This is a genomic window from Ruegeria sp. BB10 (assembly GCF_056535725.1).
Genome location: NZ_JBQFIW010000001.1, coordinates 1,519,159 through 1,546,109 on the forward strand (window position 1 = coordinate 1,519,159; position 26,951 = coordinate 1,546,109).

Here is a 26,951-nt window from a genome sequence, read left to right on the forward strand (position 1 = left end):
TCTAGAAATGCGCCTTGGGCTCGTCCGGTTTACCCGCGGCCAGTCCAAGGAGGCCCGCAACACCCGCAAATGCCACCGGGAACATAGTGAACACGTTAAAACCAAAGGCGTAATACATCCCGGCCGCTGAGATCAGCAACAAGACCCCTCCGATCAGGGCCCGTGCATGGGCCATTGCACCGCCAGCAATCGCCAATAGCGGCGCAATGATCGACGCGAACTGTATGAGTTGCGCGTTGTCCACCTGCTCGGCCAGCCCGTCGATCTCACCAAACCGATCAATCAGTTCGACATAGCCATAGCCGAAAAAGCCCACGATCATCCCGATCAAACCGGCGATGACACCCAAAATCATAGCAGCGTTACGCATTCAAAATCCTCTAACTTGCGTCAATTCAGATAGTCATCAGGTCACGCAACGCCAAGCCCTGCCTTCGTTTCCGCCGTCCATCCCAGATACAGGGTTCCGTCTTGCTCGATCAGGGGGCGCTTCATCAGGGTCGGGTGATCTGTCAGCAGTTCCAGCGGAGGCCGCGCGCGTTGTGCATCGTCTAATCCACGCCAGGTTGTCGAACGGGTATTGAGCAAAGCCTCGCCGAAGCGATCCAGCGCCTGCGTCAGCATCGCTTTGGGTACGCCATCGGTCCGAACGTCGACAAACTCAGTATCTGGAAGTGATTTCAAAGCCTTGCGGCACGTGTCACAGTTTTTCAGACCATAAAGGCGCATTTCGGGTGTCTCCTGTATCTGGTTCAATTTTCAGCAAATTTGCCTGCACGTTTCAGAAATTCTTGATTTTTTACTTCACCATGCAATGTTGAAAAAGACGAAACTCGCAATTCGCGCTGTATCGTTACGGCGATACGGTAATCAATTGCGGCGACGTCAATCACTGCCCCCACCAATTATGTGGGACAACGCGTAAGTAGAAGGAGACACGGGAAATGCCAACTGGCACCGTGAAATGGTTTAATACCACGAAAGGCTACGGGTTTATTGCCCCTGATGAGGGCGGCAAGGACGTATTTGTTCATATCTCGGCCGTTGAACGGTCCGGTCTGACCGGGCTCGCTGACAATCAGAAAGTCTCGTATGAGTTGGAAGACGGACGCGACGGCCGACAAATGGCATCTGATTTAAAGCCACTGTAAAACAGTCCCGCATGCTGCGGGTGATCAAAACAGGCCAACGGCCAATTTCCGGCCGTTGACCAATATTCAAAGGTTAGAAACCTTACCCTCGCGCCGGGTCGGCTTAGGCGCGAGAGTATTAGCTTTTTCCGTCACAATAATGCGCAATACGCGAGATCAGCTTTTGCGAATGACCGCTTCGAACTCGCGCCATTCCCGAGCGGTCATGCCCGAGTTTTCCTGCGTGACATTTTCCCCGGCCAGCATCCGGCGCAGGCTGTCGACCATCTGAGCCGAAAGGTTCACCGCACCCAGCCGGTAATCCTCGAACGCTTTGTAGGCGAAGGGCACCCAGTCGGCGACGATCTTGCACATGGTATCCGCATAGACCCGGATCTCGTACTGCGCATGCTGGTCGGCACGCAGGCGCAAGAAGTGGAACAGGTTGTGCAGATCAACCTTCCAATACCACTGCGTATAGATATTCGCGGGCAGGTTCATCCGCGCCAGTTCACGCGCCAGACCCTGTTGGCCGTCTTGGTTGATCATCGATTCATAGTTGTCATAGCATCGGGCGCTATCGGCCTTGAGGATATCCAGAACTCGCGCGGCCTCTTCCCCTTGCAGCGCATCACCCCGGCCTTGGTTGTTTACCTCGGACTGCGCGGCAACGTGATCGGGTGCGGGGATATAGAACTCGCGGTCCAGAATCGAATAGCGCGCGGAATACTCGTTCACATTTGCCGTGCGGTGACGAATCCACTGCCGGGCGACAAAGACAGGTAGCTTGACGTGCAGCTTGATCTCGCACATCTCGAACGGGGTCGAATGCCAGTGACGCATCAGATAGCGGATCAGACCCTCATCGTTCTGCACCGATTTTGTGCCTTTGCCATAAGACACCCGCGCCGCCTGACAGATCGCCGCGTCGTCACCCATATAGTCGATCACGCGCACAAAGCCGTGGTCCAGCACCTGATGAGCGGTATAAAGGTGATCTTCCATACCCGCAGCCACAACGCGGCGTGTTGGATGCGATTGCGCCCGTTGCGCTTCGATCTCGGCCAGTTGGTCAGAGGACAGCGGCATAAAAGTTCCTTTCCAGCAATGAGTCGCCCACCACTATATATCGGCAATTCCCCGACCGGAACCGCGACATGTACACCCAGCGGCGCATTTTCAAAATTGTGTCCGCCCTGCCCCTCGACACGCATTTTCCGCGCGCTAAGCTGCAGCCCATCACCTGAACGGAAAGGAAGCCAAAATGGGGCTGAGATATCTTCACACCATGATCCGCGTGAAGGATCTGGAAAAGTCGATGGCGTTTTTTGAGTTGCTGGGCCTGAAGGAAACCCGCCGCTATGACAGCGAGGCGGGGCGGTTTTCGCTGATCTTCATGGCGCCCCCGGGGCAAGAGGATCGCCCAATTGAGCTGACCCACAATTGGGATGGTGACGATGCGCTGCCCAGCGACAGTCGGCATTTCGGGCATTTGGCCTATGGCGTCGACAATATTTACGAGGTCTGCCAGCACTTGCAGGACAATGGTGTGGTGATCAACCGCCCGCCCCGCGACGGCCGTATGGCGTTTGTACGGTCGCCCGACAATATCTCGGTCGAGTTGCTACAGAACGGTGACGCGCTGGAAGCCGCCGAACCCTGGGTCAGCATGGAAAGCACCGGACACTGGTGATCCGCTGGCTGACAGCACTGGGACTGGCCGGACTGGCCAGCCCGCTTCGGGCCGAAACCTGTCGCCTGGCCCTGGCGTTGGCTATGGATATCTCAAGCTCGGTGGATGCAACCGAGGATACCCTGCAGCGGCAGGGCCTGGCCGCTGCCCTGATCGCCCCTGAGGTGACCGAGGCGTTCTTTTCCTCTCCTTTGCCCGTGGCATTGGCTGTGTATGAGTGGGGCAGCCGCTCGACCCAGCGCATGATCCTGAACTGGACGATGATCAACACGCAAGCTGATTTGCTAACGGCGGCAGAGACCATACAGCGTTCAGTCCGATCTGACGGTGACTCGGCCACTGCCATGGGGCAAGCTTTGGCTTTTGGTGCGACCCTGATGCAGCAAGCACCACCATGTTTGTTTCAGACCATCGACCTGTCTGGGGACGGCGCAAATAATGACGGTTTCCAACCTGCATCCGCTTATCGCCACTTTCCGTTCGAGGGCATTGTGGTCAACGGGCTGGTTATCAATGCTGCCGATTTCGAGGGCGAAGTTCATCTGATTCCCTACTTCGAAAACAATGTTCTGTACGGGCCTGGCGCATTTCTAGAAGTCGCACAGGGGTTCGAGGATTTCGAACGCGCCATGCGGCGGAAGCTGGAACGTGAACTGACAAGCTTGCAAATCGGCGTGCTGCAGGACTTCTCGCCCAGATGACGCGGCTATTGGCATTTGTCATTAGTTTGATCGCTGGTTCGGCCACGGCAGAGTGCCGACAAGCTCTGGCGCTGGGGCTGGATGTTTCTGGTTCGGTGGACAGTCACGAATACCGACTGCAACTTGACGGTGTGGCAGCCGCTTTGCAGCGTCCTGAAGTGGTGCAGCTATTGCTGTCAAACCCTGCTGCCCCTGTGCGGTTGGCGATTTTCGAGTGGAGCGAGCCGGGCCATCAACGTCTGTTGCAAGACTGGATCGCCATACGTTCGGGCAACGATCTTGACCGGATCGCCTTTTTACTGAACCGAACCAAGCGCAGTGCCGCCCCGCAAGGTACGGCTGTTGGCTCAGCGATGCTGTTTGGGGCTGACCTGCTGTCCAACCAAACAAGTTGCTGGAAACGAACACTCGATCTGTCCGGCGACGGCAAACACAATCTGGGCACTCACCCGCGGGAAGCCAAAAGCGCGCTTGAAGCTTCGGGCATCACCATCAACGGCCTGGTCATCGGCGCGGATGATCCCAGCCACGGCGACAAACGCTATGTGCAGGTTGGAGAGCTGTCTGCCTATTACACCGCCTGGATCATCCTGGGGCCAGATGCCTTTGTCGAGGTTGCCCTGGGGTTTGACGCTTATGAGGACGCCATGACCCGAAAGCTGATCCGAGAGCTTGAAGGGCTGATCCTGTCCGATGCGCGCCCCTGATCAGTAGATATACCGGATCTGGTCCGTCCAATACCGTTCCACCCGGCGCAGAGAGGTTGTGATGTCGTCTATCCCCTCCAGTCCAAGCACACCACGGGTTTGCAGCCCCTCGGCATGGCGCGAGAACAGCTCGGTCACGATATCCCGAATCTCGCGTCCTCGTGGCGTTAACCGAACCCGGACCGAGCGTCTGTCGATCTCACACCTTTGGTGGTGCATATAGCCCATTTCGACCAACTTCTTGAGGTTGTAACTGACGTTGCTGCCCTGATAATAGCCACGGCTTTTCAACTCACCCGCCGTCACCTCATGATCGCCGATATTGAACAGAAGCAGGGCCTGAACGGCGTTGATTTCCAACACGCCCACCCGCTCGAACTCATCCTTGATAACGTCCAGTAGCAGACGGTGCAGCCGCTCGACCAAAGCGAGCGCTTCAAGATAGCTGGTAATGAAACCCTTGGTTTCCGGCGCGGAGACCTGCATTTCCATACTCATCCGATCCTCCGATTCAGTCGCGCTGTTTCAGGCAGCATGAATCGAAATCCCCAAGAATCGGTTAAGCTGGATTTTCTTTATTTTTGAAAGGTCTGCGCGATATCCGAAACCAGATGGACAAACCCCTCGGGCGGCTGGGCCTGCCCGGTGACCCACTGATACAGATCCTGATCATTTTCGTGTAGCAGCGCGTCGAACTGATCCAGACCCGCTGTATCCATCGCGTCGAGATTACGTTCGGCATAGGCCGAAAGGATCAAATCCATCTCTTTGATCCCGCGTCGCATGGACCGCATTTTCATGCGTTTGATCCTGACTTCCCGTGTTTCGGTCACTTTCCCTGCTCCGACATCAAGCGCAGCTTCTTCTCAAGCCGCGCGGCCCGTTCGGCACTGGCGCGCATCTCGCCCCGGATTGCGCGTAGCTCGGCCACCGCATCCGCCAGTTCGATATTGGCCTCGCCGTCTTCGACGGGGGCGTCCATACCTTCGCCTTCGCCGGTCAGCAACCACATGATCGAAACGTTGATCATACCCGCCATCATCGACAATCGGTTGGCACGCGGTTCGGACAGATCGTTTTCCCAGGCCACAATAGTCGCTTTTTTGACACCCAGCCGACGCGCCAGTTGGGTCTGGGTCATACCAGCAGCCTCGCGCGCGCCTGCCAGCCGGTCCCCGAATGTCGCTGCCTCTGGGCTATACCAGTCATTTTCGTCGGTCATCAGGGTCTCCATGTCTCGGCCTCATATCGCTTGATCGTCATTCGGGCGCACCCTATGACAGACAGGTTGAACATACAAACTGAGGCCATCATGACTTTCCTGTCTGCGACACTGTCACGCGTAAAACCATCACCAACCATCGCGATGACCGCCAAAGCAGCCGAGTTGAAGGCGGCGGGGCGTGATGTGATCGGCCTGAGCGCGGGTGAACCTGACTTCGACACCCCCCAGAACATCAAGGACGCGGCTGTTGCAGCCATTGCCGCCGGCAAGACCAAATACACCGCGCCCGACGGCATCCCCGAACTGAAGCAGGCCGCCTGCGCCAAGATGAAGCGTGATCACGGGCTGGATTACACGCCCGCACAGATCTCGGTCGGGACTGGCGGCAAGCAGACGTTGTATAACGCGTTGATGGCGACAATGAACGACGGGGACGAGGTTGTTATCCCCGCGCCATATTGGGTCAGCTACCCGGACATGGTTCTGCTGGCCGGAGGTACGCCAGTCGTGGTCGAGACGACGCTGGAAAACAGCTTCAAACTGACCCCCGAACAGCTTGAGGCGGCGATCACGCCCAAGACCAAGTGGTTCATCTTCAACTCGCCGTCAAACCCTACGGGGGCGGGCTATAGCCGTTTGGAATTGAAGGCCCTGACAGATGTACTGATGCGCCACCCGCATGTGTGGATCATGTCCGACGACATGTACGAGCATCTGGCCTATGACGGGTTCGAATTCTGCACTCCGGCCGAGATCGAACCGGGCCTCTATGACCGTACCTTGACCTGCAACGGCGTATCGAAAGCCTATGCTATGACCGGCTGGCGCATTGGCTATGCGGCGGGACCGGTCGAGATCATCGCCGCCATGCGCAAGATTCAATCACAGTCGACCTCGAACCCATGCTCGGTCAGCCAATGGGCGGCGGTCGAGGCGCTGAACGGAACGCAAGCGTTCCTGGCCCCGAACAACGAGACGTTCAAACGTCGCCGCAATCTGGTGGTTGACATGCTGAACCTGATCGACGGTATCACCTGCCCCACGCCCGAGGGCGCGTTCTATGTCTACCCGTCGATCGCAGGACTGATCGGCAAGTCCACTCCGGCCGGCACCAGAATTGACTCGGATGAGGCCTTCGCCACCGCTCTGCTGGAAGAGGCCGACGTGGCCGTTGTATTTGGCGCGGCCTTTGGCCTGTCACCGAATTTCCGGGTCAGCTATGCGACCTCGGACGAGGCGCTGACCGAGGCCTGCACCCGCATCCAGCGCTTTTGCGCGTCCCTGACCTGATCCGGAGGCTCCTGATGACCGCAGAACTGCCTGAATACTACTTTCGTGTCCGCGAGAATGGCGCAGCGGTTTTTCGGATCGATACCGAAAACCGTCAACGGCGGATCGAGATGGATCAGATCGCGGTCATCAACATCCGCAATGGAGAGGTCAAGCCACAGGGCCAGCGCACCCTGACAGCGGCGGATCAGGCGGAAATCGTACGTTGGATGGACGCGCGCAAAGCCCTGCTGGCGCAACGGGATATCGACGACATTCACCGCGCGGTCGACTATCTGAATCTGACCACGCAATGGGCACAATCCAAGGCGTCGGACGAACAGCTTGAGGATGTCACCGACCGGTTGTTGCTGGCGATGCACGACTTACGCTCCGTACTGGTGCGCAAAAAAGCGGATCGGCTAAGCAAAGGCTGAAGGCGCGGCTATTCCGCAGGCACCCCTACGGTCTGAACCGAGCGCATCCAGAAACGGGCCATCAGCAGGACAGCCGCACAGGCAAGCCCCAGCACAAGGCCCAGCCAGATGCCGATACCCTCCATCCCCTGTATAAAGCCAAAGTAGTACGACGCCGGAATCCCAATCACCCAATAGCTGAGCCCGGCCATTACCATCGGCACCTTGGCATCTTGCAATCCGCGCAACAGGCCCAGTGCAATCACCTGTGCCCCGTCGACCAACTGGAACAAAGCGGCCATGGCCAGCAGGCCCGTTCCGATGGCCAGGATTTGCGGGCGCTGCGGATCGTCGGGTTCGACAAACACAGAAATCAGCGGCTCGGCGCAGGTCACAAACAAGATAATCGTCAGAACAGACACCAGCAGAGACATCACGGTCACCGCCTTCGCACCTTTTTCCAGATGTGGTCGATCCTTGCGCCCAAGGGCGTTCCCCGCACGGATCGTGGCCGCGTTAGACAACCCCAGATGCACCATGAACGTGGCCGAGGCCAGATTCAGCGCAATCCCATGCGCCGCCAGCGGCACCGGCCCGATCCAACCCATCATGAAGGCGGACATGGCGAACAGCGACACCTCGGCAAGCAATGTAAATCCAATGGGAATGCCAAGACGCAGCACGCTGTACAGCATCTCCCAATCCGGGCGCCAGAACCGTTGGAACAGGTTATGTTCGGGCAATACGCGCACGGCGTAGACCACGACCGCAACCAGCGACACCATCTGCGTCACCACCGAGGCAATTGCCGCCCCCATCACGCCCAGTTCGGGCGCACCCCAATTGCCGAAGATCAGCGCATAGTTGGTCAGTGCGTTGACGACAGCGGCCGTCACAGTGATCCACAAAACGATCTGCGTGCGCTCCAAAGCGGCCAGATAAGATTTCAGCACCATAACCACCAGCGCCGGGAACAGTCCCCATCCCGCAACACGCAGATATTGCGATGCGGTTTCAGCCACCTGCGGATCTTGCCCTGCAGCAATCAAAATCGGGTGGGACCACCACAGCAAAGGCATAACCAGCACGGCGTATAACAAGGACAGCCACACCCCCATACGGGTCGAGCGGCGAATGCTGGTCTCATCCTCTTCGGCGGCCGCAGTCGCCACCATGGGCATCACCGCTAGTCCGAAACCGCCGCCAAACAGGAACAGCACGAAATAAAAGCTACTGGCCAGCGTCACTGCGGCCAAAGCCTCGACCCCGTACCAGCCCAGCATGATCGTATCGGTCAAACCAATGGCAAACTGCGCCAGATGCCCGCCGACCAGCGGCAGACCCAGAACTGCAATGGCCCGGAAGTGGGCGCGATATGTCATTACCTTATTCATTTCACCAGCCTTATGCCCGGCCTGAGGCCGGGACAAGAGGTGATCAGTGAAATTTCAAGGTGAGACTAGTGCTGCCGGCAATTGGCCGCTTGGTTCATCGCGCGTCAGGATGCAGGGAGGTGCCCAAAATATGCTCGGACTGATGAATGACGTGATGCGCCTGCCCTACGATCATGGGATCGGGCTGGCCCACGATATTGTGGTCCTTGTCCGGGTAATCCAGCGTCGACAAAAAGTGGCGCATACAGTTCAGACGCGCACGTTTCTTGTCGTTCGACTTGACGATGGTCCAAGGCGCGTCGGCGGTGTCGGTATAGAAGAACATCGCCTCTTTCGCTTCGGTATAGTCGTCCCATTTATCCAGGCTCGCCTTGTCGATGGGCGACAGCTTCCATTGCTTCAACGGGTCGGTTTCCCGGCTTTTGAAGCGGCGCTGCTGTTCCGGCTGCGTGACCGAGAACCAATATTTGTAGAGCTGAATACCCGAGCGGACCAACATCCGCTCCAACTCGGGCGTCTGTCGCATGAACTCAAGGTACTCGTTGGGCGAACAAAAGCCCATGACCCTCTCAACGCCCGCACGGTTGTACCAAGAGCGGTCGTAGAACACCATTTCACCGACCGTAGGTAGTTCCTGAATATAGCGCTGATAATACCACTGGCCTTTCTCTTCCCAGGTCGGCTTGTTCAAGGCCACGACGCGGGCTTGCCTTGGGTTCAGGTGTTCCATAAACCGCTTGATCGTACCGCCTTTGCCTGCTGCATCACGCCCTTCGAACAGCAGAACAAAGCGTTGCCCCGTCTCTTGCGCCCAAAGCTGCACCTTAAGCAATTCGGCCTGCAATTGCGCCTTTTGCGCCTCGTACTTGCCCCGCGCCATCTTGCGATCGTAGGGATACTTGCCGCTTTCGAACGCCTGCCGAATTCGCTCGGGGCTGGGTTGCGATGGCTCAGGATTGGGTGTTGGGACAATTTTGACAGAGGATTGTTTTTGTTCAATTTGCGCCGCTGCTTCCATTCAATTTTTCCTTTTTCACTATCCGCAGGAACGTCTAGCAAAAGGCGCAGATTTTCGCTTTGACACGGGTCAAATTTTTGAGCCGTAGCGTAGGAAATTTTTCCACTAATGAAGTTCAACACGCTGCGGCAGACTTCTAGCTATGCCCCCAATCCGCCGGATCATCCGAGTTGTTGGGTGAAAGACCCAGAACGTCGCCTGTGGTAGAACATCCAAGCCCAAGAACCGTTCTGTTCGCGTATGAGAAATACGCGCAAACCTGATTGATCTCGAGGATCTCGCCATCGTCCCACCCGGCGTCCCGCAGGGCGCGAACATCAGCCTGAACCATCTGCGCAGGTGCTTCGGTTAGCTTGCGCGCATAGCACATAGCAGCGATCTGGGCGTCGTCCAGCGGTGCGGAATCCGGCGTTCCGGCCTCAATCGCGGCGCGGATGGCGTCGCCCCGTTCCGCGTCTGCCAACAACCGCTGCAACCCGCTAAAGTGATGCTCGACGCAATAGCTGCACTGGTTCAGGGAACTAACCCAAACCCCCAGCACCTCAAGAAACCACTTCGGGACTTTATTGGCCGAGTGATGCAGGACGTTCTTGTACAGCGCCATGTGACCTTCCATCGAATGCGGCCGCAAAGAATGCACCATCATTATGTTGTCCACGTTTTTGTCAGGCCCGGTGACCCGCTCGTAAAGCTTTCTCAGCTTGCCGGTGGCTTCGTCAAATGGAACAGTCTTAATCCAGCTCATGTGGTCCTCGCCCTGTTGTCGTGTCGCGTCTTCGCCTCCCAGTTTCGCACTCGTATCCTTCTGAGACAAAACTGGATCGCCCCACCATGTCAGGCTAAGCTGACGAAACGCAAGTAAGGGAGTATCTCATGGAAATGGCGGAGAAAACTGTCACTGAGTTCTATGCCAACCACCCAATTTCCGCGCCGCATATCCTGACCAAGCTGACAAGCCTTCGCGGATCGCTTGAGGATGTGACCCCGCAAGAGCTCTACCCTTATGATCAGGATCACTATGACGGCCTGAATGCCAACGCCCGACTGGCGGACAAGGTCCGGATGAAATCTGGTGATCGCGTTCTGGACGTTTGTGCCGGGCTTTGTGGACCTGCGCGATGGTACGCCTCTGAGCATGACGTTGACGTCACTGGCCTCGATATCAGCCCCAACCGCGTCGACGGTGCCAAGGAACTGAACGCGCTTGTCGGACTACAGGATCAGGTGCATCCAATTCTGGGCAGTGCGATGGATATACCCTTTGACGATGCGCATTTCGATGCGGCGGTTAGTCAGGAATCCTTCTTGCATATCCCCGACAAGCTCAAAGCCCTATCCGAAGTGTTCCGCGTTCTGCGCACTGGCGGACGGTTCGCCTTTACCGATTGGGTGATGCATGAGCCCCTGCCAGATGATGAGATGGAATTGTACCACCAACGTTTTGCCTGCCAGTCCCTGCTGAGCATTCCCGAGTACGAAACTGTGTTGAAAAAAACTGGATTTTCGGTTGCCTCGGCCAACGATGTAACGGCGTCCTGGGGCGAAATTCTGGCGCGTCGGCTTAGCATGTATCAAACCCTGGATGCCGAGGCCGAACGCGCTGGCAACCCGTCCAAGGGGGATACTTTCCTGAAAATGTACGCGCAATTTGTCAGCGACGTGAAACAAAGAAGGATCGGCGGGGTACGATTGACGGCGGAAAAACCTTAATAACTTCGGCTTCGTGCAGAGGTGTCACCCGTCAAGATCACAGCCAATCGCCCACAACACCTCGCGCCCCTCTTCCCCCGGACCACATCACCTGCCATAATGGGTCTCAACCTAAAAACAAGAGCAGCCCCGATGCCCGACGATCTGTTGACGCCAAGCGCGACCACCACTTACGACGCCTCTTCGATTGAGGTACTGGAAGGTCTTGAGCCGGTCCGAAAACGCCCCGGTATGTATATCGGCGGCACTGATGAGCGTGCCTTGCACCATATGGTGGCCGAAATCCTCGACAACTCGATGGACGAAGCCGTCGCGGGCCATGCCAACCGGATCGAAGTTGAACTGCATGCCGACTACGCCCTGACCGTGCGGGATAACGGACGCGGGATCCCGATCGATCCACATCCGAAATTTCCCGACAAATCAGCGTTGGAGGTAATCCTGTGTACTCTGCACGCGGGTGGCAAATTCTCGGGCAAGGCGTACCAGACCTCGGGCGGTCTGCATGGCGTGGGCGCATCTGTGGTAAACGCATTGTCGGATTCGATGGTCGTGCAGGTGGCGCGAGATAAAACGCTGTTCGAACAACGGTTCTCACGCGGCATTCCTTTAGGCCCGGTGGAAAAGGTCGGCGCGGCCCCGAACCGACGCGGCACCACAGTCACTTTCCACGCCGATGCCGAGATCTTTGGCCATCACAAATTCAAACCGGCGCGGCTGTTCAAATCCATCCGCTCCAAGGCCTATCTGTTCTCGGGCGTCGAAATCCGTTGGAAGTCCGCCATCGACGATGGCGAGACCCCGACCGAAGCGACCTTCCACTTCCCCGGTGGCCTGTCCGATTACCTGAAAGAGACGATGAATGGCTCGTCCACCTATGCTGAGCAACCCTTTGCCGGTACCGTGGACTTTAACGAGAAATTCGGCACCCCCGGCAAGGTCGAATGGGCGATCAACTGGACGCCTTCACGCGACGGGTTCATCCAGTCCTACTGTAACACCGTCCCTACGCCCGAAGGCGGCACCCATGTGGCCGGGTTCTGGGCCGCGGTCCTCAAGGGGATTAAAGCCTATGGCGAGCTGATCAACAACAAAAAGGCCGGTCAGATCACACGTGATGACCTGATCACCGGCGGCTGTGCGCTGGTCTCTTGTTTCATCAGTGAACCTGAATTCGTGGGTCAGACCAAGGACCGCCTTGCCACGGTCGAGGCACAGCGACTGGTCGAGAATTCGGTCCGCGACCATTTCGATAACTGGCTGGCCGCGGACACGAAATCCGCTGGCGCTATCTTGGACTTCCTCATCCTACGGGCTGAGGAACGCCTGCGCCGACGGGCCGAGAAGGAAACACAACGCAAGTCCGCCACTAAGAAACTTCGTCTCCCCGGCAAGTTGGTGGACTGTAGTAGTTCAACACGCGACGGCACGGAATTATTCATCGTCGAGGGCGACTCGGCCGGTGGGTCCGCCAAGATGGGCCGTGACCGCAAGACACAGGCCCTGCTGCCCCTGCGCGGCAAGATCCTGAACGTGCTGGGCGCGGCCAGTTCCAAGCTGGGCACCAATGCCGAGATCAACGATCTGACGCAGGCTTTGGGAGTGGGGCTTGGCACCAAATTCAACGTCGACGACCTGCGCTATGACAAGGTCATCATAATGACCGACGCAGATGTGGACGGGGCGCATATCGCCTCGCTGCTGATGACGTTCTTCTTCACCCAGATGCGTCCGATGATCGACGCGGGACACCTGTATCTGGCCTGCCCGCCCCTCTACCGTCTGACCCAAGGCGCAAAACGCGTCTATTGCCTGGACGAGGCCGAGCGCGACGAATGGCTTGAGAAAGGTCTGGGCGGCAAGGGCAAGATCGACGTGTCACGCTTCAAGGGTCTGGGCGAAATGGACGCCAAGGACCTGAAAGAAACTACGATGGACCCGGCCTCGCGCAAGCTAATCCGCGTCACCATCGACGAGGACGAACCCGGCGAGACCGGCGATCTGGTCGAGCGCCTGATGGGCAAAAAACCCGAACTGCGGTTCCAGTACATTCAGGAAAACGCGCGGTTTGTGGAGGAGTTGGACGTCTAAGACGATCGAAGGCGAAAGACATCAATCAGTGCAGAGGCCAAATGTTCAAATCACGTAAGGCAAGACTGCGCTGGTCAGCTGGTATTCTTGTTCTCGTTGGTGTGATTGTGATGTTCGCGAGTCGCTACCGCGAACCGGCCACTGTCGAAGACATCGTCGAGTCCTTTCTTCAGACACATAATATTCCGGGGGCTGTGCTGGCCTATGGCCCCTCGGATGCAGAGCCCAAAATCGTAGCCTTCGGCGTGTCCGACCCGATTGAGAACACGCCCATGTCGACCGACCAGCCATTTCGCCTGGCCTCGGTCACAAAACCCATCGCGGCCAGAGCACTGATCAAAGCCGAGGAACGTGGCCAAATCGACCTGGATCGTCCCATAGCTGAGCTTGCCGACCTGCCCCCGCCGCATGACCCGCGGGCTGCGCAGATAACGGCGCGGCAGCTTTTGGCGCATACGGGTGGGTTCGATAGAACTATCAGTTTTGATCCGATCTTCGCGCCCGATCGGCTTGGCCTTGACTGGTCGGCCAGTTGCGCCAAAGTGGCCCGGACCGTGTGGCAAACCATGCCGTTGGATCACACGCCGGGCAGCAAGACGGCGTACTCGAATGTTGGCTTCTGCCTTCTGACCGATCTGCTGGGGGCGGAAGCTGAAGACGCCCTGCAGCAGGTTGCCGATATCCATCTGGAGGGGCCCGCCGGGGCCAATTGGGAACTTCGCAGCGACGGTTGGACCCGTGTGCTGAGTTCTAAGGACGATCAAGGCTGGCTTTCAGGCTTGGGTATCGCTGGTGGGGCAATCGGCACGGCCGAGGCGGTCTGGACCATGGCCTCAGCGCCCCAACCGTTTTTCGAGGCGACGGCATCACAGGACGACAAAAGTGATTTCTACGCGTCGGGCTGGCATGTCTGGCCGGAAGAGAACGGCCAGCACCTGACCCATTGGGGCGGGGTCCGAGGCATCTTCACAACCGTCTTTCGATTTTCGGACGGAGAGACCGTTGTCGTGTTGTTCAACGCCTCACCTGTTGAGCCCAATTGTGCATTTGTGTCGCTGCATAACGCGTTGTATGAGTTCAATAAATCGAATAGGTGAGATCAAAATTGACCACACTGAAGAGCAAGCGCCTGATGAGCGAAAAGCCCGAAATGCGGTCCAGTACATTCAGGAGAACGCGCGGTTTGTGGAGGAGCTGGATGTTTGACCTAAAGAGCCTCCAACACTCCACGTTTTGGACGACAATTTGGCTTAGGCCTATTGCGTGAGTCTATTTTGTTGGCGTGATGACATGAGTTCCCACTACTTTGAACTCATCTGATATGCCCAAAACAATTTCGTAGCTATATATCAGGTCAAACTCAAATAAACGCCAAAATAGCGTAGGATTTCTTTCCCTATACTGTTCTACGGTCCAATAGCCTGCGACATTCCCGACAGGTTGGTTTATTCTAGTAGGAACAAAGTTCTCACTTCTGTATCTGCTGTATCCCACCACTCGGAAGTCGTGATAACTCATCCAGCTTTGAATTCTATCTAGAGTACCCAGACTTCGCGAAATACGGAAAATGCAAACCTCTACGCCACTCCCGTAACCTACTCTTTTCCAATCCAGCTTCAGCAAGTTTGGGCTTTCTTTCTTCTGTTCCTCTTTGATCAAACAGCTTTGTACATCTGGATAGTTACGAATAGCTTTTCGGAACTGTTTCCATCGCGCCTGTTCACTATCCATAACGTAACCCAAGAATAAAAATGGCTCGGCGGATTGGTTGGAAAGATGATCATATTCGATCTCACACGTATCCGTCGGTCTGCAGTCCGTCCATACATCAGCCTCAGGCCCTTCCGCCGCCAAAGGCATAGAAGCGGCAAAAATTGCAACTGCAAGAATCAAAAATTTGGTAATTGAACTATCTTTCATTTCACGCAAAAACTTTGGGTGCGCATTTGTTCTCTAAGAAGTTGAGCTTAGCTAACAGGCTTCGCCAAGTAGGGTTTCCCTGACCTCCAGCGGGCCTGTTTAAGAGAAATCAAAAAAAAACCGGACGGTCGTAAATCTGATAGTAACCTGACGAGCCTCGTGCCCCGCCTATGGGGGCGAGTCGGGCGCGTGCTTGATGCGTCGCATCAAGCATTGGGTGGATGGCGTGAGATCCTCCTCAAACAGCTCCCAAACACCCCCCTTGCCTAACCTGTTGATCTCGTTCACACTTACTCTCAAACCGTCATTCAAGAACGACAATTGAGGTTCCGAGCGTCCAAGACGCAATGAAACCAACAATAGATTTTCGAACGGGAGGACGACATGAAAACACTAACCCTTGGGCTGGCCGTTGCGCTGCTGGCCAGTCAAGCGTCCGCGCAGCAGACATTGACCACCGCATCCCCCATTCCGGACGGGGCCGAGACCAAGTTCTGCTACTACAACGGCATGGCCTATTCGCAGGACGCCTTTGTTCTGCTGGTCGGCGACAACACCGTTACCCAGACGGTCAGCACGATCCAGGAACGCCTGCTGCGTTGTCACCGTGAGGACGACGGCACGATGAAGTGGAAACCGCAGAGCACGTTCTCGACCAATAACTGAACGCTTAAGGTGGGCGGGCTAGCCCACCTTCTGCTCCAGCCATTCCGCGATCTGCGCGGCGGGCTTTTCCCAGCCGGGCTCCATAAACAAGAAATGCGCGTGGTTCTCGACGGGCATGAAAGTCGCTCGGTCACCATACAAATCGGCCAGGGCGCGGCAGGTGTTGGGGTTCACCGCCCTGTCCTCAGTCCCTGATACGACCAGCACCGGGCAGTCGACCTTGTCGATATCGACCTTCATCGCGTGGTGATCGTCGAACATCCAAAAAAACATCTCGAACATCACCCGCCCGCTTTCGGCGCCCAAACGGTCGAACACCGCGTGCTGTTGCGCCTCGGGCATTTTGTTCAGCGCGAAGGGGGCCATCAGGTCGAACTCGACCCGCATGGGTTGTCTCCAGAAGGCCCCGCCCTCCATCAAAGCACGCGGGATGGCGCGTTCGTCATCGGTTTCGGGCAAGGTGCCCCAAGGCGCGTTCGGATTGATCAGGACAATCGCACTGGCCAACCCACGTGAGGCCACCTGCTGCGCCACAACTCCGGCGATGGCGTGGCCCAACAGAACCGGTTTGCTGTCCAACCCCTGCACGAACTCTGCTATGTCGTTGGCATAGTCCATCACGCTGGTATCGGTCAGGCGCGGGTCGGGTTCGGCCTTTGAGTCCCCACCGTGATAGCGCAGCGCGGGGGTGTGTACCGTCCAGCCCCTGTCGCGGAAAAACCCGGCATAATCCTGCATACACCATGGCCCTGCAAAGGCACCGTGGATCAGAACAATCTCTTTGGTCATGAAAACGCTCCCTTTTCTCTCGCTACTATGAGAGATCGGGGGCGACTTCAGCAAGGCTGTGTCGCAGGCCTATCAGACGGACAGGCCTATCAGCGCCACTCCGACAGCCATAAGAACCGCTGCACCAAGCCGCCGCATCCAGTTCCCCTCTTTCAGGAAAACAAACCCGATCAGCGCCGCGAATATTACCGAGGTTTCCCGTAGCGCCGAAACTGCACCAAGCGGTGCGAAGTTCTTGGCATAAAGCACCAGACCATAGGCTGTCATCGAAACAAGCCCGCCCAGAATGCCGATCATCCAGACTTTGGCAGGCAATTCAGCCAGGGTCTTCCGTCGACGGATACCAACAAACCCCGCGATAAACAGATGCAGAAACGCACCCCAGGCCCAGTAGCTAAGCGTATTGCCGGACAAGCGCACGCCAATACCGTCCACGACCGAATAAATCGAGATGCAAAAGCCCGTGCCCAGTGCAAATCCAAGGGCCCAACGGCCCACACCAGAGCGCAATGCCTTCCAACTGCTGAGCTGGATACCAACAGCAATCAGGGCGATCCCACCCCACGCTTGCAGCGGCAGCACCTCGCCCACCAACAGCATCGCCCACAGCGATACAAGCGCCGGAACGATACCGCGGGCAATTGGGTATACGACGCTTAGGTCTCCGTGCTGATAGGCTTTGCCGAGCATGAAATAATAGCCGAAATGCACCACGGTTGAGATCAGGATGTAAGGAAAGCTTTCGGCACTGGGCAGTGGCAGCAACAGGATCATTACCGTTGCTGGAATGACATGCCCCAACGCCACCAGACCCAGAGTGGTGGTCCGATCAGCCGCGGTTTTGACAATCGCATTCCAAACCGCGTGCAACACCGCCGCCGTCAAAATGATGGCAATGACAAACAGGGTCACATCCGAACCTTTCGTAAAGGAAGAAACTGTCCTGCAAATCGGACCGGCTAAGTTATTTGCACAGGTTGAGGCCGATCACAACGCAGCTTCGATCAGTGTTTTGAGAATGTTTTCGGTGAGTCTGTTTGGGTTTCCACCGCAGGAGGAAGCGGTGATTGTGCCGTTGACCAGCGCAAGATAGCTGCCCTGCAGGCCAAGCCCTATTGATGCGAAATCTCTACAACTGAACGTGAGGAGTGTTGCCAGCGCGCTGGCGCGCGGTCACTTTGGTGTCATGACATTTGTGACCGAAAATCAACTGCCCCTGCTGATATTGTTCTTTATTATTGGCTCGGTTGGCACCGCGTTTCTATTTCGCAAACCGGCCGGGCACCGGGCATGGAAGCTGGCCGACCTTGTCTGGGTCGTTCTGGGCGGGATCGGCGCACTGGTGGCGGTTCTGGCCGGGCTCTACACCTCGGACAGTTCGCGGTTGGACCGGCAAATCGATGTGGCTTATGCCGCGACGCTTGCTTTTGACCGCGACGCCGCGCGGTTCCGACTGCGGTTCTGCGATCCGGCCTATGACCCGGACACCGCCGTTTTGTGCGATAAGGTTGAATTCCTTTCGGCCTCGACCGCCAGCAATGCTGACCTGCCATTGTTCATCGCTGTGACCAATGAAGTGGCGCCGCTGCAGGGATTGCATTTCCTGCTTGGTGGGCAAGCGAAAGATGAACAGGAGGAAATTCGCGCTATGGCCGCCAAGGCCGATGCGTTCAGCATCGATCAGTTCCTTGTTTTCACCACGCTGGACGATGCAACACAGGTTGCGATCGACAACATGCGCCGGAAAGTGCCCGCCATTGCCGGGGATTATCTGATCCTTGCCCAAAGCTATGATGACCTGGTTGAACAGGTCGGAAAGCTAAAAGACGAATGGGAATACCTGCAGGAAAATGCACATATACTGGTGTTGCAAATCGTCGCCCTGTGTCTGGTCAGCTTTGCCGCGCCCTTCCGGTTAGGCAAATCCATTGTCGAACTGCGCACAACGCTCAGCGTCGGTACGCCTGCGCCAAGCGTTCCGGATCAGCCCCAAGAAAATATCGTGTCAGGGTCCACAGATTCCGTGCCCCCCGACGCACCCACCCCGCCCGTGCATAGCGGTCCGCGCTCGTAACCGCGCGGGTGTTCAACAGGGTGATGCGGGGCAAGGCGCGCACCAGCGCCACGTCCTCCATCAACGGCTGGTCCGGGTAGCCTGCGGCTTTGTCATAGGCGCGACGTGACACCAGAAGTCCCTGATCACCATAAGGTAAGCTAAACACCCGGCTGCGCATGTTGGCCCAGCCCGCAACCCAGGCTGGCCAGAACCCGCTGGTCTGAAAGGTCAGACGAAAAGCCGCGGGGTTGCCCGTGGGCAGATGCTCTCCCACGTCCTTGCTCCACCCTTCTTGCAGGACGGTATCGGCGTGCAGGACCAAAAGCCATTCACCTTTGGCTACCGCGCAGCCCCGCCGCAACTGCCCCCCGCGTGAGAGTGGCCCGGTCACGATCTCAGCCCCTGCCTCTTCTGCAATTTCAAGGGTCTGGTCGGTCGAACCGCCATCGGTAACGATCAGCTCTCGGACCAACCCCGTGTGCAAACCCTCCATCAAAGCCGGCAAGGAGTCCAACAAAGCCTCAGCCGCGTTCAGGGTCGGAATGACGATGCTGATTGGTGCTGGCAAGGCGGATATCCTCTGGTCATGGCGACGCGATCTCCTATATCACGGGGCCAAGGGAAAAGACGAGGACCACCCCATGCCCAATCGCCGTATTCTGCGCCTTAGCGGGTCGGACACTGACAGCTTCCTTCAAGGGCTGGTCACCAATGATATTTCCGGGCTGGATCAGGGACTGGTTTATGCCGCACTGCTGACCCCGCAGGGCAAGTATCTGGCGGATTTCTTTCTGAAACGCGACGGCGATACGGTGCTACTGGATGTCGCCGAGGATATCGCCGACGGGTTCGTCAAGCGGCTGGGCATGTACAAGCTGCGCGCCGATGTTTCGATCGAAGATAGCGGCCTGAATCTGCAACACGGCACAGGCCCAGCACCCGCAGGCGCCCTGCCCGACCCGCGCCATCCAGATATGGGGTGGCGGGCGTATACGGTCGAGGCCGAAGGCGACGATGGTACGGATTGGGACGCCATCCGCGTGCGACAATGCATTCCGGAAACCGGTATCGAGCTGACCCCCGACAGCTATATCCTTGAATCTGGATTCGAGGGTCTGAACGGCGTCGACTTTAAAAAAGGGTGCTATGTCGGGCAGGAAGTCACCGCCCGGATGAAGCATAAGACCGAGTTGCGCAAAGGGCTGCGTAGCGTTCGGGTCAATGGCACCGCGCCCGTTGGGACCGAGATCACATCGGGCGGCAAACCGGCCGGTATCTTGTTCACCCAATCGAACGGTCAGGGGATCGCCTATCTGAGGTTTGACCGCGCCAACGACGATATGCAGGCCGCCGAGGCCACGGTCACGCTTGACGCCTAACATGTTGCTATTCCGGCACGGCTGAACCGTTGCGCGGCCCGGTACCCTTTGAACCCATTCGGGGCGCTGCCACACTGCGGTCAGTCCACTGAACGGATGCGCATATGCTTAAGTTATACGCTGCGATCTGGCGTGCCAGCGCCGGACGGCAAATCTTTCTTATTGTCCTGTCCATCGCCATCGCAGGCCTTGCTGCGGTGCCATTAGAGTTTCAGCGCGATATCGTTAACCATCTGACCTCGAACGATATCAGCACCGAGCGATTGCTATATCTGGGTGCAGGCATGATGTCGGTCATCCTGCTGAGCCTCGCCTTAAAGTGGCTGCTGGGCTATCGCGCCGGGACGCTGGGCGAGGATCTGATCCGCATGATCCGCCAGCGGCTTTTGTTGCGCTCATCGGACCTGAGTGAAACCGGTGAGAAAATGCGCTCGGGAACCATGACCACGGCTATTTCCGCCGAGGCCGAGGAGTTGGGAAAGTTCGCCGGTGGCGCCTTTTCAGACCCGGTTGTGCAGATCGGCACGCTGATCAGCGTCATTGGCTACATCTCATCAACGCAACCCGGGCTGGGCATGATCGCCTTTTCAATGATCGTGCCGCAGATCGTGATTGTGCTGGTCTCGCAGCGAAAGGTGAACGTCTTCGTTGCCGAAAGGGTCCGCATATTGCGCAGCTCTACCGACAGGCTGACGACCGAAGACATTGACGCTGTGGCGCGCGATATCGAGGCTCAGTTCGACGATATCTACAACACGCGCCGCCGCATGTTCCTGTGGAAGCTGTCCGCAAAATTTCTGCTGAGCGTAATTAACGGCGCAGGCACGGTCGGTGTTCTGATGCTGGGCGGGTACCTGGTTCTGAATGGCAAAACGGATGTGGGCACCGTGGTAGCCGCCACCAGCGGTCTTGGCCGCATTCAGGGCCCCACGGCCTTTTTGATCGCCTTTTACAGACAAGTGAGTGCCAATCGCATCAAATATGAATTGATGCTGGAATTGTTCGGTCCGAACCCAGAACGATATCGTCGACCCAGAAAGCTAAACTAAAAAAGACCGCGCGGCCCCTGCCATCGCGGTCTTTTCGTGTTTTGTCAAAGCACCGATTTACGCGCGTTCGGAATATTCCATGCTTTCGGTGTTCACCACGATCATCTCATCCTGACCGATGAAGGGCGGTACCATGACCTTGACGCCGTTATCCAGAATGGCTGGCTTGAACGAGTTTGCAGCGGTCTGACCTTTGACCACCGGCTCGGTCTCGACGATCTTGCAGGTCACTTTTTGCGGCAATGTGGCGTTCAGTGCTTCGCTTTCATAGAATTCGACCACGATGGTCATGCCGTCCTGCAGAAACGGGCGGCGTTCGCCCAGCAATTCGGCGGGCAGTTCGATCTGCTCATAGGTCTCGGAATCCATGAACACCAGCATGCCGTCAGATTCGTACAGGAACTGCTGATCTTTCTGTTCCAGGCGCACGCGCTCGACCTTATCCGCCGAACGGAAACGTTCGTTCAATTTCGAACCATTGCGCAGGTTGCGCAGTTCGACCTGCGCAAAAGCACCGCCTTTACCGGGCTTTACATGGTCGACCTTAACAGCAGCCCACAGCCCGTCGTTATGCTCAAGCACGTTGCCGGGGCGAATTTCGTTCCCATTTATCTTGGGCATGACATAAATCCTTCACAAACGGTTGATGCGTCAGTTCCCGTCCCTATATCTGGCGTAACCACACCTGACAAGACAACGAGACCTAGTGCTGCACTTGCAGCAAGCCATGCAAATGACGCAACGCAACTATGCATTTTAGCTGTATCCGAATCACATCTAATAGGTCATAAGGACCGTCACGCCGAAAATGCAAGAGCAAGAACAACAAGGAAGACGAGATGAGAGATTTCGTTGACGGCACTGCCTTTAACAATGAGCAAGGCAATCGTGCACGCAAACTTTTCGCAGCCGTTGTGCTGGCTGCACTGGACGACGCTATTGCCGATGACAAGAAATACGGCAACGGCCCGGAACAGATCGCCCGTTGGGCCCGCTCGCGCGATGGCCGCGAGGTGCTGTCCTGCGCAGGTATCGACCCCAACGAGCGGGTTGTCGGCGGGTTGATGGAGTTCGTTGGTCGTGGCGTGCGTACCTCGGTCGCGCTGTCGCGTGAAGAAAGCGAGCGTCGTAATGCCGCTCAGCAGGCAGAAGCCGCTTAAACCAAGGCAACATCTGCAGGAAAAAGCGCGCCCACTTTCCGGGCGCGTTTTTCTATTTCCGGGTCAGAAAAACAGCAGCCATTGGCGGGCAACCCAAATCTCGGCCCCTAGCAATGCGGCAAAGAATAGCTTGGCGGGCGCTGACAGCCCCCTGTTCCATAGCACCACATAAGAACCAGCACATATAACGACAGAAACAGGCGTTACCAAAAGCGCATGATACGCACTGTCCCAATAGCTGACCGGGCTGTGAAAGACCCAATCGCTCAGCGGCCAGAATTGCGGCCGACCGTCACCGGCATGCAGTAGGAAATCCATCGACAGATGCAGCAGCCCTGCGGATGCGGTGACCGTCAAAAACCGCCATCCCCGCCAGTACCCAAGCATCAACGCCAACCCCCACAGGATGAATGAGTTGTCGATGGCAAACACCGTCTGCCAGGCTGGTGAGAAGTATAGTTCGTCAAAGACGACCTGTGGCGGGATGCTCAAGACGTGCAAGGACACCCCAGCCATGACGTACAGCGACAGATCGGGCAGAACCGAGCCCAGCACCGCAGCCCACAGAATGGCCCCCCGCGCAGGCCGCGCAAAAGCAGCGGCGCCGATCAAAAGATGCGCGGGCGTGTTCATCCGGGGCTTTCCCTTTGGTGTCAAATCAGGTCATCTGCGCCCTAACGTATAGGAGACGACCATGGTTCGCGCCATCATGATTCAGGGCACCGGCAGCAATGTCGGAAAATCAGTTTTGGTGGCCGGGCTTGCGCGCGCTTATACGCGGCGCGGGCTGAAAGTGGCGCCGTTCAAGCCGCAGAACATGTCCAACAACGCCGCCGTGACCGAGAATGGTGGCGAGATTGGCCGCGCCCAGGCCCTGCAGGCACGTGCTGCCAAGCGTCCGACCCATACGGATATGAACCCGATTCTGTTGAAACCGGAAACGGACACTGGCGCTCAAATCATCGTTCAAGGCCAGCGTTCGGGTACGATGAAGGCGGGTGACTATCGTAAGGACAAATCCAAACTGCTGGGTGCCGCGCTTGAAAGTTTTGACCGGCTGTGCAGCGATGCCGATCTGGTGCTGATCGAAGGTGCCGGCAGCCCGGCTGAAACCAACCTGCGCAAGGGCGACATCGCCAATATGGGCTTTGCCTGTGCCGCTGATGTACCGGTCGTTCTGGTGGGCGATATCCACCGAGGCGGAGTCATTGCGCAAATCGTCGGCACGCAGGCGGTTTTGGATGCCGGTGATCTTGAGATGATCACAGGTTTCGCCGTCAACCGGTTCAAGGGCGACGTCTCCCTGTTTGACGAAGGGCGCGACGACATCGCCACCCGTACAGGATGGCCATGCATGGGCGTAGTTCCGTGGTTTCATGACGCCTGGAAATTACCCGCTGAGGATATGATGGACATCCGCTCGCACAGTGGCGGGGCCTGCAAAGTGGTTGTCCCGCAATTGGAACGCATGGCGAATTTCGACGATCTTGATCCGCTGTCCGCCGAACCGGGGGTCAGCGTTGAAATCATCCCAGCCGGGCGTCCTTTGCCGGGTGATGCCGATCTGGTGCTGTTACCCGGCAGCAAATCCACCATCGGCGATCTGGCCTATTTCCGGGCGCAGGGCTGGGATATCGACCTATATGCCCATGTTCGCCGGGGTGGCCATGTGCTGGGCCTGTGCGGTGGCTATCAGATGCTGGGCAAAACCATCGCCGATCCCGATGGCGTCGATGGCCGACCCGGCACTGTTGACGGGCTGGGCTTGTTGGACGTGACCACCCTGATGGCAGGCCAAAAGCAGGTCACCCTGCGCACGGCACGCACCATTCCGGGACATGAGCCAGTCACCGGGTATGAAATTCACATGGGCCGAACCGAAGGTCCCGATTGCGATCGCGCCTGGCTTGAGATCGAAGAGCGGCCGGAAGGTGCTGCTGACAGCACAGGCCGCATCCGCGGGAGCTACCTGCACGGCATCTTTTCTTCTGACGCTTTCCGCGCCCGCTACCTGCAGCAGTTGGGCGCAGAATCGGACCTGTCATATGAGGATGGGGTCGAGGATACGCTGGACGCGCTGGCGGACCATCTGGAACAGCATATGGACCTGGATCGCCTGCTGGGTATGGCCCGGCCGCCGAAGCGGCCCTAAGGGTTAATCGACCTCGCGCTCGGCCAGTGCGCGGTAAATCTCACGCCGCACCATCTTGCGAACGTTGCGAGTGATACGCTGGCCCAGAACGCCTTGCAGCTCTTCCCGAACGACCTGCGCGATCAGACCGCGCAGTGCGTCTTCGTCCAAGGTCAGCGCGCCTTGTCCGGTAGCCAGAGGAGCTGTGTTCATCACTGGCAAGTCTTTGCCTGCAGTCTGCGCATTTTTGCCAGTTGGCCGCACGTGCAGTTCTTTTGCTTCTGATTTCACCGCCTGCGCAGACGCCACGACCGCAGGGTCCCGGACGAAGGTTGCCTTTGTGGCTGTGTCAACGTCTTCGTGTATCGTTTCAGCTTGGCTGATCTTTGCCGAGTAGGTGATGTTGAACTCATCTTCTGCGGCCCACTCCAGCGGTTTTGCCGGTGTCTCGACCTCCGCCGCCCACTCCAGCGGCTTTGTCGGCGTGCCGGAATAAGCATCTTCGCTGTCGCCGTCCGGCTCCCACTGATCTTCGGTTCGGGCAATTGCGGTTTCCAGCGCTTCGATCTTGGCGCTCAGACTGCCGGTCAGGCCGTCCTCTGGCTCAGTCGTGGTTTGCTGTTCGACCGCGGGTTCGGCATGTTTCACGATATCACAAGCCCGCAGAAGCATCGGTTTGACAGAATCTTCGGCCTTGTAAACCGGTTCCGCTTTTTCTGGCTGAGGCTTCTCTTTCACGGCCACTTCACCGACTCGCAATGCGTCGGTCAGAACCAGCCTGCCGGGCTTTCGCGTGTTGGATGACGCCATAACACCCGGAATTTTACGATCTTCTTCGGTGACCAGACGCTTAATCGAGGACAAGACGTCCTCGATTCCCGCTTTTACGACTTTATCCGTCATTGTTCTCTACCGCTCTATCCTCGGGATCGAGTGTAGCTAATCAAACCGGTCCTAACAACAGGTAGTATTGGCCCTTAGTCGCGACGCAACGCTTTGAGGACGCGATCCAGGTCCCGGCTTTGCCTGCTGATCTGCGCCGGAGCCTTTTTAACCAAGTTGTAATACAGGGTTGGATCATAAATCTGGACAGCCAGACCCAGACGTTCAGCCGTCAGCAAACCCTGCGCATCCAGCAGTTGATAAGCGGCACGCGACCGTTCGGTGCGCGATGCAACCTCGGCCAGTTGCGCGTCCAATAGATCCTGCTGCGCGTTCAGCACGTCCAGCGTGGTCCGCGCACCCAAGGTTGCTTCTTCGCGGATACCGTCAAATGCCACTTGCGAGGCCCGAACCCGTTCCGTAGACGCCCTTAGGCTGGCGCTGGCGGCCTGGTAAGCTGCATAGGCGTCCGCGACCCCCTGGGTGATATCCTTTTGCACGTTCAGCAAATTGGCGCGCGACGCATCGCGTGTTGCCATTGCCCGACGGACCGTGGCGGCCAGACGGCCACCGGCATAGATCGGCTGTTCAAAGCGCAACGCGACAGTCGCATCTTCGAGGCTGTCATCGTTGTCATAGCTTTCGCGCAGGCCCGCATCCGCATTCAGCCTGACATTCGGACCAAGGTTGGCACGCTGCTGTTGAACGAACAAATCCAGCGCCCGCACCTGATGTTGTGCTGACTGAATAGCCGGATGGTTGCGCTGTGCAAGACTAACGGCTTCACCTTCGGATCGCGGCAGGTTCGGCAGGCTTGGTTGACCGGCAGTACGGCCTGGCGCCTTGCCCACGGCGTTCACATATTCCGCCTGCGCAATGCTCAGGTTACCGCGCGCAACCGCTAGATCCGCTTGCGAGCTGGCCAGCTGTGCTTCGGACAGCGCGACGTCCGTCCGGGTCACCTCACCCACATCAAAGCGGTCCTGAGAGGCGCGCAATTCTTCGGCAGACACATCTACGTTGTTCAGGCGAATCTGAACGGTTTCTTCTTCCAGCAGAACACCCAAATACGCGTTCAAGCCGCGAAACAGGACGTCCTGTTCGACGTCCAGCAAGGTTTGCCGTGTAGCCAGCACCGTTTCCTGCGCCGATTGCTTGCCCAGAACCGAGAAGCCGCCATCGTAGATCAGTTGGCTCAGGGTGAGGCCGGTGAAAAAGTTTGCAGGCTCATCCCGCACAACACCAGCGCTCGTGCTGTTGCGATTGTAATTCTGACTGACCTCGACCGCCCAGTTGATGATCGGGCGCAGCGCCGACAGCGCGATTGCGACGTCTTCATCAGCCGCGCGCAACAAGGCTCGGTTCTGTTCCAGCAGCCCACTTGTATTGTAAGCCCCGATAAACGCGTCGGTCAGGTTATCAGCCCATACCGCACGCCCTGGTACAACACTGAGCGCGAGCCCCGCAGTCAGCGCCATCGCCTTTGTTAGCTTTCCCCCTGTCCTTGAACGCATGTCGAAATCCTTCTCAAATCAAAATTACGCTGCCCTGAGCGTAGTTTGCGC

General features: G+C 57.4%; 32 protein-coding genes. 14 read left to right on the forward strand and 18 right to left on the reverse strand.

The features are described 5' to 3' along the window. Nucleotide 1 precedes the first annotated feature (1 nt). The 3 genes from ACR3EP_RS07625 to ACR3EP_RS07635 are packed head-to-tail and all read right to left on the reverse strand — an operon-like array spanning nucleotide 2 to nucleotide 893. Nucleotides 2–370, reverse strand: a complete 369-nt coding sequence (locus tag ACR3EP_RS07625) for a hypothetical protein (protein WP_170349165.1) — start codon at nucleotides 368–370, stop codon at nucleotides 2–4. Between the two features lie 41 nt (nucleotides 371–411). Continuing rightward, the gene (locus tag ACR3EP_RS07630) at nucleotides 412–729 is read right to left on the reverse strand and encodes an ArsC/Spx/MgsR family protein (RefSeq protein ID WP_170410399.1); all 318 of its coding nucleotides are present in this window, start codon (nucleotides 727–729) and stop codon (nucleotides 412–414) included. 23 nt (nucleotides 730–752) lie between these two features. Beyond that, nucleotides 753–893, reverse strand: coding sequence for a hypothetical protein (locus ACR3EP_RS07635; protein WP_170410402.1), 141 nt, complete (start codon nucleotides 891–893; stop codon nucleotides 753–755). Nucleotides 894–944: 51 nt separating this feature from the next. On the opposite strand from ACR3EP_RS07635, the gene ACR3EP_RS07640 reads away from it, so the two are divergent. After that, nucleotides 945–1,151: a cold-shock protein gene (locus ACR3EP_RS07640; RefSeq protein ID WP_010439113.1), complete on the forward strand. Its 207-nt coding sequence runs from the start codon at nucleotides 945–947 to the stop codon at nucleotides 1,149–1,151. A gap of 156 nt (nucleotides 1,152–1,307) precedes the next feature. Here the strand turns inward: ACR3EP_RS07640 and thyX are convergent, their stop codons facing one another. Beyond that, entirely contained in the window at nucleotides 1,308–2,219 is a 912-nt protein-coding gene (gene thyX / locus ACR3EP_RS07645) for an FAD-dependent thymidylate synthase (RefSeq protein WP_480637121.1), read from the reverse strand. Nucleotides 2,220–2,394: 175 nt separating this feature from the next. Between thyX and ACR3EP_RS07650 the strand changes: the two genes are divergently transcribed. The 3 genes from ACR3EP_RS07650 to ACR3EP_RS07660 are packed head-to-tail and all read left to right on the forward strand — an operon-like array spanning nucleotide 2,395 to nucleotide 4,231. Then, complete coding sequence (locus ACR3EP_RS07650) at nucleotides 2,395–2,823, forward strand: VOC family protein (RefSeq protein ID WP_170349169.1); 429 nt, start codon at nucleotides 2,395–2,397, stop codon at nucleotides 2,821–2,823. Further along, on the forward strand, nucleotides 2,820–3,524 hold the full coding sequence (locus ACR3EP_RS07655) for a DUF1194 domain-containing protein (protein ID WP_170549583.1): 705 nt from the start codon (nucleotides 2,820–2,822) through the stop codon (nucleotides 3,522–3,524). The genes ACR3EP_RS07650 and ACR3EP_RS07655 overlap by 4 nt, the downstream gene beginning before the upstream one ends. Further along, nucleotides 3,521–4,231, forward strand: a complete 711-nt coding sequence (locus tag ACR3EP_RS07660) for a DUF1194 domain-containing protein (RefSeq protein ID WP_480637123.1) — start codon at nucleotides 3,521–3,523, stop codon at nucleotides 4,229–4,231. Before ACR3EP_RS07655 ends, ACR3EP_RS07660 begins: the two co-directional genes overlap by 4 nt. Here ACR3EP_RS07660 and ACR3EP_RS07665 read toward each other — a convergent pair whose 3' ends face one another. The 3 genes from ACR3EP_RS07665 to ACR3EP_RS07675 all read right to left on the reverse strand — a co-directional run bounded on the left by ACR3EP_RS07665 (nucleotide 4,232) and on the right by ACR3EP_RS07675 (nucleotide 5,453). Beyond that, nucleotides 4,232–4,729: a MarR family winged helix-turn-helix transcriptional regulator gene (locus ACR3EP_RS07665; protein ID WP_480637125.1), complete on the reverse strand. Its 498-nt coding sequence runs from the start codon at nucleotides 4,727–4,729 to the stop codon at nucleotides 4,232–4,234. Nucleotides 4,730–4,806: 77 nt separating this feature from the next. Then, nucleotides 4,807–5,031 carry a succinate dehydrogenase assembly factor 2 gene (locus ACR3EP_RS07670; RefSeq protein ID WP_170359163.1) on the reverse strand — a complete coding sequence of 75 codons (225 nt, stop codon included), beginning with the start codon at nucleotides 5,029–5,031 and terminating at the stop codon, nucleotides 4,807–4,809. Nucleotides 5,032–5,060: 29 nt separating this feature from the next. Further along, complete coding sequence (locus ACR3EP_RS07675; RefSeq protein WP_170359165.1) at nucleotides 5,061–5,453, reverse strand: helix-turn-helix domain-containing protein; 393 nt, start codon at nucleotides 5,451–5,453, stop codon at nucleotides 5,061–5,063. Nucleotides 5,454–5,543: 90 nt separating this feature from the next. On the opposite strand from ACR3EP_RS07675, the gene ACR3EP_RS07680 reads away from it, so the two are divergent. Both ACR3EP_RS07680 and ACR3EP_RS07685 read left to right on the forward strand, forming a co-directional pair. Then, on the forward strand, nucleotides 5,544–6,746 hold the full coding sequence (locus tag ACR3EP_RS07680) for a pyridoxal phosphate-dependent aminotransferase (RefSeq protein ID WP_480637127.1): 1,203 nt from the start codon (nucleotides 5,544–5,546) through the stop codon (nucleotides 6,744–6,746). A 14-nt stretch (nucleotides 6,747–6,760) separates the two neighbouring features. Continuing rightward, the gene (locus tag ACR3EP_RS07685) at nucleotides 6,761–7,162 is read left to right on the forward strand and encodes a hypothetical protein (protein ID WP_170549590.1); all 402 of its coding nucleotides are present in this window, start codon (nucleotides 6,761–6,763) and stop codon (nucleotides 7,160–7,162) included. 8 nt (nucleotides 7,163–7,170) lie between these two features. On the opposite strand, the gene ACR3EP_RS07690 is transcribed toward ACR3EP_RS07685, so the two are convergent. From ACR3EP_RS07690 to ACR3EP_RS07700, 3 genes are all read right to left on the reverse strand, one after another. Continuing rightward, the gene (locus ACR3EP_RS07690; RefSeq protein ID WP_254429489.1) at nucleotides 7,171–8,523 is read right to left on the reverse strand and encodes an MATE family efflux transporter; all 1,353 of its coding nucleotides are present in this window, start codon (nucleotides 8,521–8,523) and stop codon (nucleotides 7,171–7,173) included. A gap of 106 nt (nucleotides 8,524–8,629) precedes the next feature. Beyond that, nucleotides 8,630–9,553: a polyphosphate kinase 2 gene (gene ppk2 / locus ACR3EP_RS07695; protein WP_170396352.1), complete on the reverse strand. Its 924-nt coding sequence runs from the start codon at nucleotides 9,551–9,553 to the stop codon at nucleotides 8,630–8,632. A 136-nt stretch (nucleotides 9,554–9,689) separates the two neighbouring features. After that, entirely contained in the window at nucleotides 9,690–10,298 is a 609-nt protein-coding gene (locus ACR3EP_RS07700; RefSeq protein ID WP_170396354.1) for a peroxidase-related enzyme, read from the reverse strand. 134 nt (nucleotides 10,299–10,432) lie between these two features. On the opposite strand from ACR3EP_RS07700, the gene ACR3EP_RS07705 reads away from it, so the two are divergent. The 3 genes from ACR3EP_RS07705 to ACR3EP_RS07715 all read left to right on the forward strand — a co-directional run bounded on the left by ACR3EP_RS07705 (nucleotide 10,433) and on the right by ACR3EP_RS07715 (nucleotide 14,451). Continuing rightward, complete coding sequence (locus ACR3EP_RS07705) at nucleotides 10,433–11,263, forward strand: class I SAM-dependent methyltransferase (protein ID WP_170349179.1); 831 nt, start codon at nucleotides 10,433–10,435, stop codon at nucleotides 11,261–11,263. Between the two features lie 132 nt (nucleotides 11,264–11,395). Continuing rightward, a complete protein-coding gene (gene parE, locus ACR3EP_RS07710; RefSeq protein WP_170396358.1) occupies nucleotides 11,396–13,354 on the forward strand; it encodes a DNA topoisomerase IV subunit B in 1,959 nt (652 codons plus the stop codon). 41 nt (nucleotides 13,355–13,395) lie between these two features. Beyond that, entirely contained in the window at nucleotides 13,396–14,451 is a 1,056-nt protein-coding gene (locus ACR3EP_RS07715) for a serine hydrolase domain-containing protein (RefSeq protein ID WP_480637130.1), read from the forward strand. Between the two features lie 172 nt (nucleotides 14,452–14,623). On the opposite strand, the gene ACR3EP_RS07720 is transcribed toward ACR3EP_RS07715, so the two are convergent. Beyond that, nucleotides 14,624–15,274: a hypothetical protein gene (locus tag ACR3EP_RS07720; RefSeq protein ID WP_170349182.1), complete on the reverse strand. Its 651-nt coding sequence runs from the start codon at nucleotides 15,272–15,274 to the stop codon at nucleotides 14,624–14,626. Between the two features lie 384 nt (nucleotides 15,275–15,658). On the opposite strand from ACR3EP_RS07720, the gene ACR3EP_RS07725 reads away from it, so the two are divergent. Continuing rightward, nucleotides 15,659–15,940, forward strand: a complete 282-nt coding sequence (locus ACR3EP_RS07725) for a hypothetical protein (protein ID WP_170349183.1) — start codon at nucleotides 15,659–15,661, stop codon at nucleotides 15,938–15,940. An 18-nt stretch (nucleotides 15,941–15,958) separates the two neighbouring features. Here ACR3EP_RS07725 and ACR3EP_RS07730 read toward each other — a convergent pair whose 3' ends face one another. The 3 genes from ACR3EP_RS07730 to ACR3EP_RS07740 all read right to left on the reverse strand — a co-directional run bounded on the left by ACR3EP_RS07730 (nucleotide 15,959) and on the right by ACR3EP_RS07740 (nucleotide 19,353). Then, entirely contained in the window at nucleotides 15,959–16,729 is a 771-nt protein-coding gene (locus tag ACR3EP_RS07730) for an alpha/beta hydrolase (protein ID WP_480637132.1), read from the reverse strand. A gap of 72 nt (nucleotides 16,730–16,801) precedes the next feature. Further along, complete coding sequence (locus tag ACR3EP_RS07735; RefSeq protein ID WP_170349185.1) at nucleotides 16,802–17,641, reverse strand: EamA family transporter; 840 nt, start codon at nucleotides 17,639–17,641, stop codon at nucleotides 16,802–16,804. 1,037 nt (nucleotides 17,642–18,678) lie between these two features. Next, nucleotides 18,679–19,353 (reverse strand): TIGR04283 family arsenosugar biosynthesis glycosyltransferase, encoded by a 675-nt coding sequence (locus tag ACR3EP_RS07740; protein ID WP_480637134.1) that lies wholly within the window; start codon nucleotides 19,351–19,353, stop codon nucleotides 18,679–18,681. Between the two features lie 73 nt (nucleotides 19,354–19,426). Between ACR3EP_RS07740 and ygfZ the strand changes: the two genes are divergently transcribed. Together ygfZ and ACR3EP_RS07750 are read left to right on the forward strand one after the other, a co-directional pair. After that, the gene (ygfZ, locus tag ACR3EP_RS07745; RefSeq protein ID WP_480639002.1) at nucleotides 19,427–20,164 is read left to right on the forward strand and encodes a CAF17-like 4Fe-4S cluster assembly/insertion protein YgfZ; all 738 of its coding nucleotides are present in this window, start codon (nucleotides 19,427–19,429) and stop codon (nucleotides 20,162–20,164) included. A 104-nt stretch (nucleotides 20,165–20,268) separates the two neighbouring features. Next, a complete protein-coding gene (locus tag ACR3EP_RS07750) occupies nucleotides 20,269–21,213 on the forward strand; it encodes an ABC transporter transmembrane domain-containing protein (RefSeq protein WP_480637135.1) in 945 nt (314 codons plus the stop codon). A 57-nt stretch (nucleotides 21,214–21,270) separates the two neighbouring features. Here the strand turns inward: ACR3EP_RS07750 and efp are convergent, their stop codons facing one another. Beyond that, nucleotides 21,271–21,834 (reverse strand): elongation factor P, encoded by a 564-nt coding sequence (efp, locus tag ACR3EP_RS07755; protein ID WP_170349189.1) that lies wholly within the window; start codon nucleotides 21,832–21,834, stop codon nucleotides 21,271–21,273. Between the two features lie 218 nt (nucleotides 21,835–22,052). Between efp and ACR3EP_RS07760 the strand changes: the two genes are divergently transcribed. After that, nucleotides 22,053–22,373: a DUF6280 family protein gene (locus ACR3EP_RS07760; RefSeq protein WP_008757056.1), complete on the forward strand. Its 321-nt coding sequence runs from the start codon at nucleotides 22,053–22,055 to the stop codon at nucleotides 22,371–22,373. A gap of 63 nt (nucleotides 22,374–22,436) precedes the next feature. On the opposite strand, the gene ACR3EP_RS07765 is transcribed toward ACR3EP_RS07760, so the two are convergent. Continuing rightward, the gene (locus ACR3EP_RS07765; protein WP_480637137.1) at nucleotides 22,437–23,006 is read right to left on the reverse strand and encodes a cobalamin biosynthesis protein CobQ; all 570 of its coding nucleotides are present in this window, start codon (nucleotides 23,004–23,006) and stop codon (nucleotides 22,437–22,439) included. A gap of 61 nt (nucleotides 23,007–23,067) precedes the next feature. Here ACR3EP_RS07765 and ACR3EP_RS07770 point away from each other — a divergent pair, with 61 nt between their 5' ends. Then, nucleotides 23,068–24,525, forward strand: a complete 1,458-nt coding sequence (locus ACR3EP_RS07770; protein WP_480637138.1) for a cobyric acid synthase — start codon at nucleotides 23,068–23,070, stop codon at nucleotides 24,523–24,525. Between the two features lie 3 nt (nucleotides 24,526–24,528). Here the strand turns inward: ACR3EP_RS07770 and ACR3EP_RS07775 are convergent, their stop codons facing one another. Both ACR3EP_RS07775 and ACR3EP_RS07780 read right to left on the reverse strand, forming a co-directional pair. Beyond that, on the reverse strand, nucleotides 24,529–25,407 hold the full coding sequence (locus ACR3EP_RS07775) for a hypothetical protein (protein ID WP_170505360.1): 879 nt from the start codon (nucleotides 25,405–25,407) through the stop codon (nucleotides 24,529–24,531). A 74-nt stretch (nucleotides 25,408–25,481) separates the two neighbouring features. Next, a complete protein-coding gene (locus tag ACR3EP_RS07780) occupies nucleotides 25,482–26,900 on the reverse strand; it encodes a TolC family outer membrane protein (RefSeq protein ID WP_480637140.1) in 1,419 nt (472 codons plus the stop codon). Nucleotides 26,901–26,951: the final 51 nt, after the last annotated feature.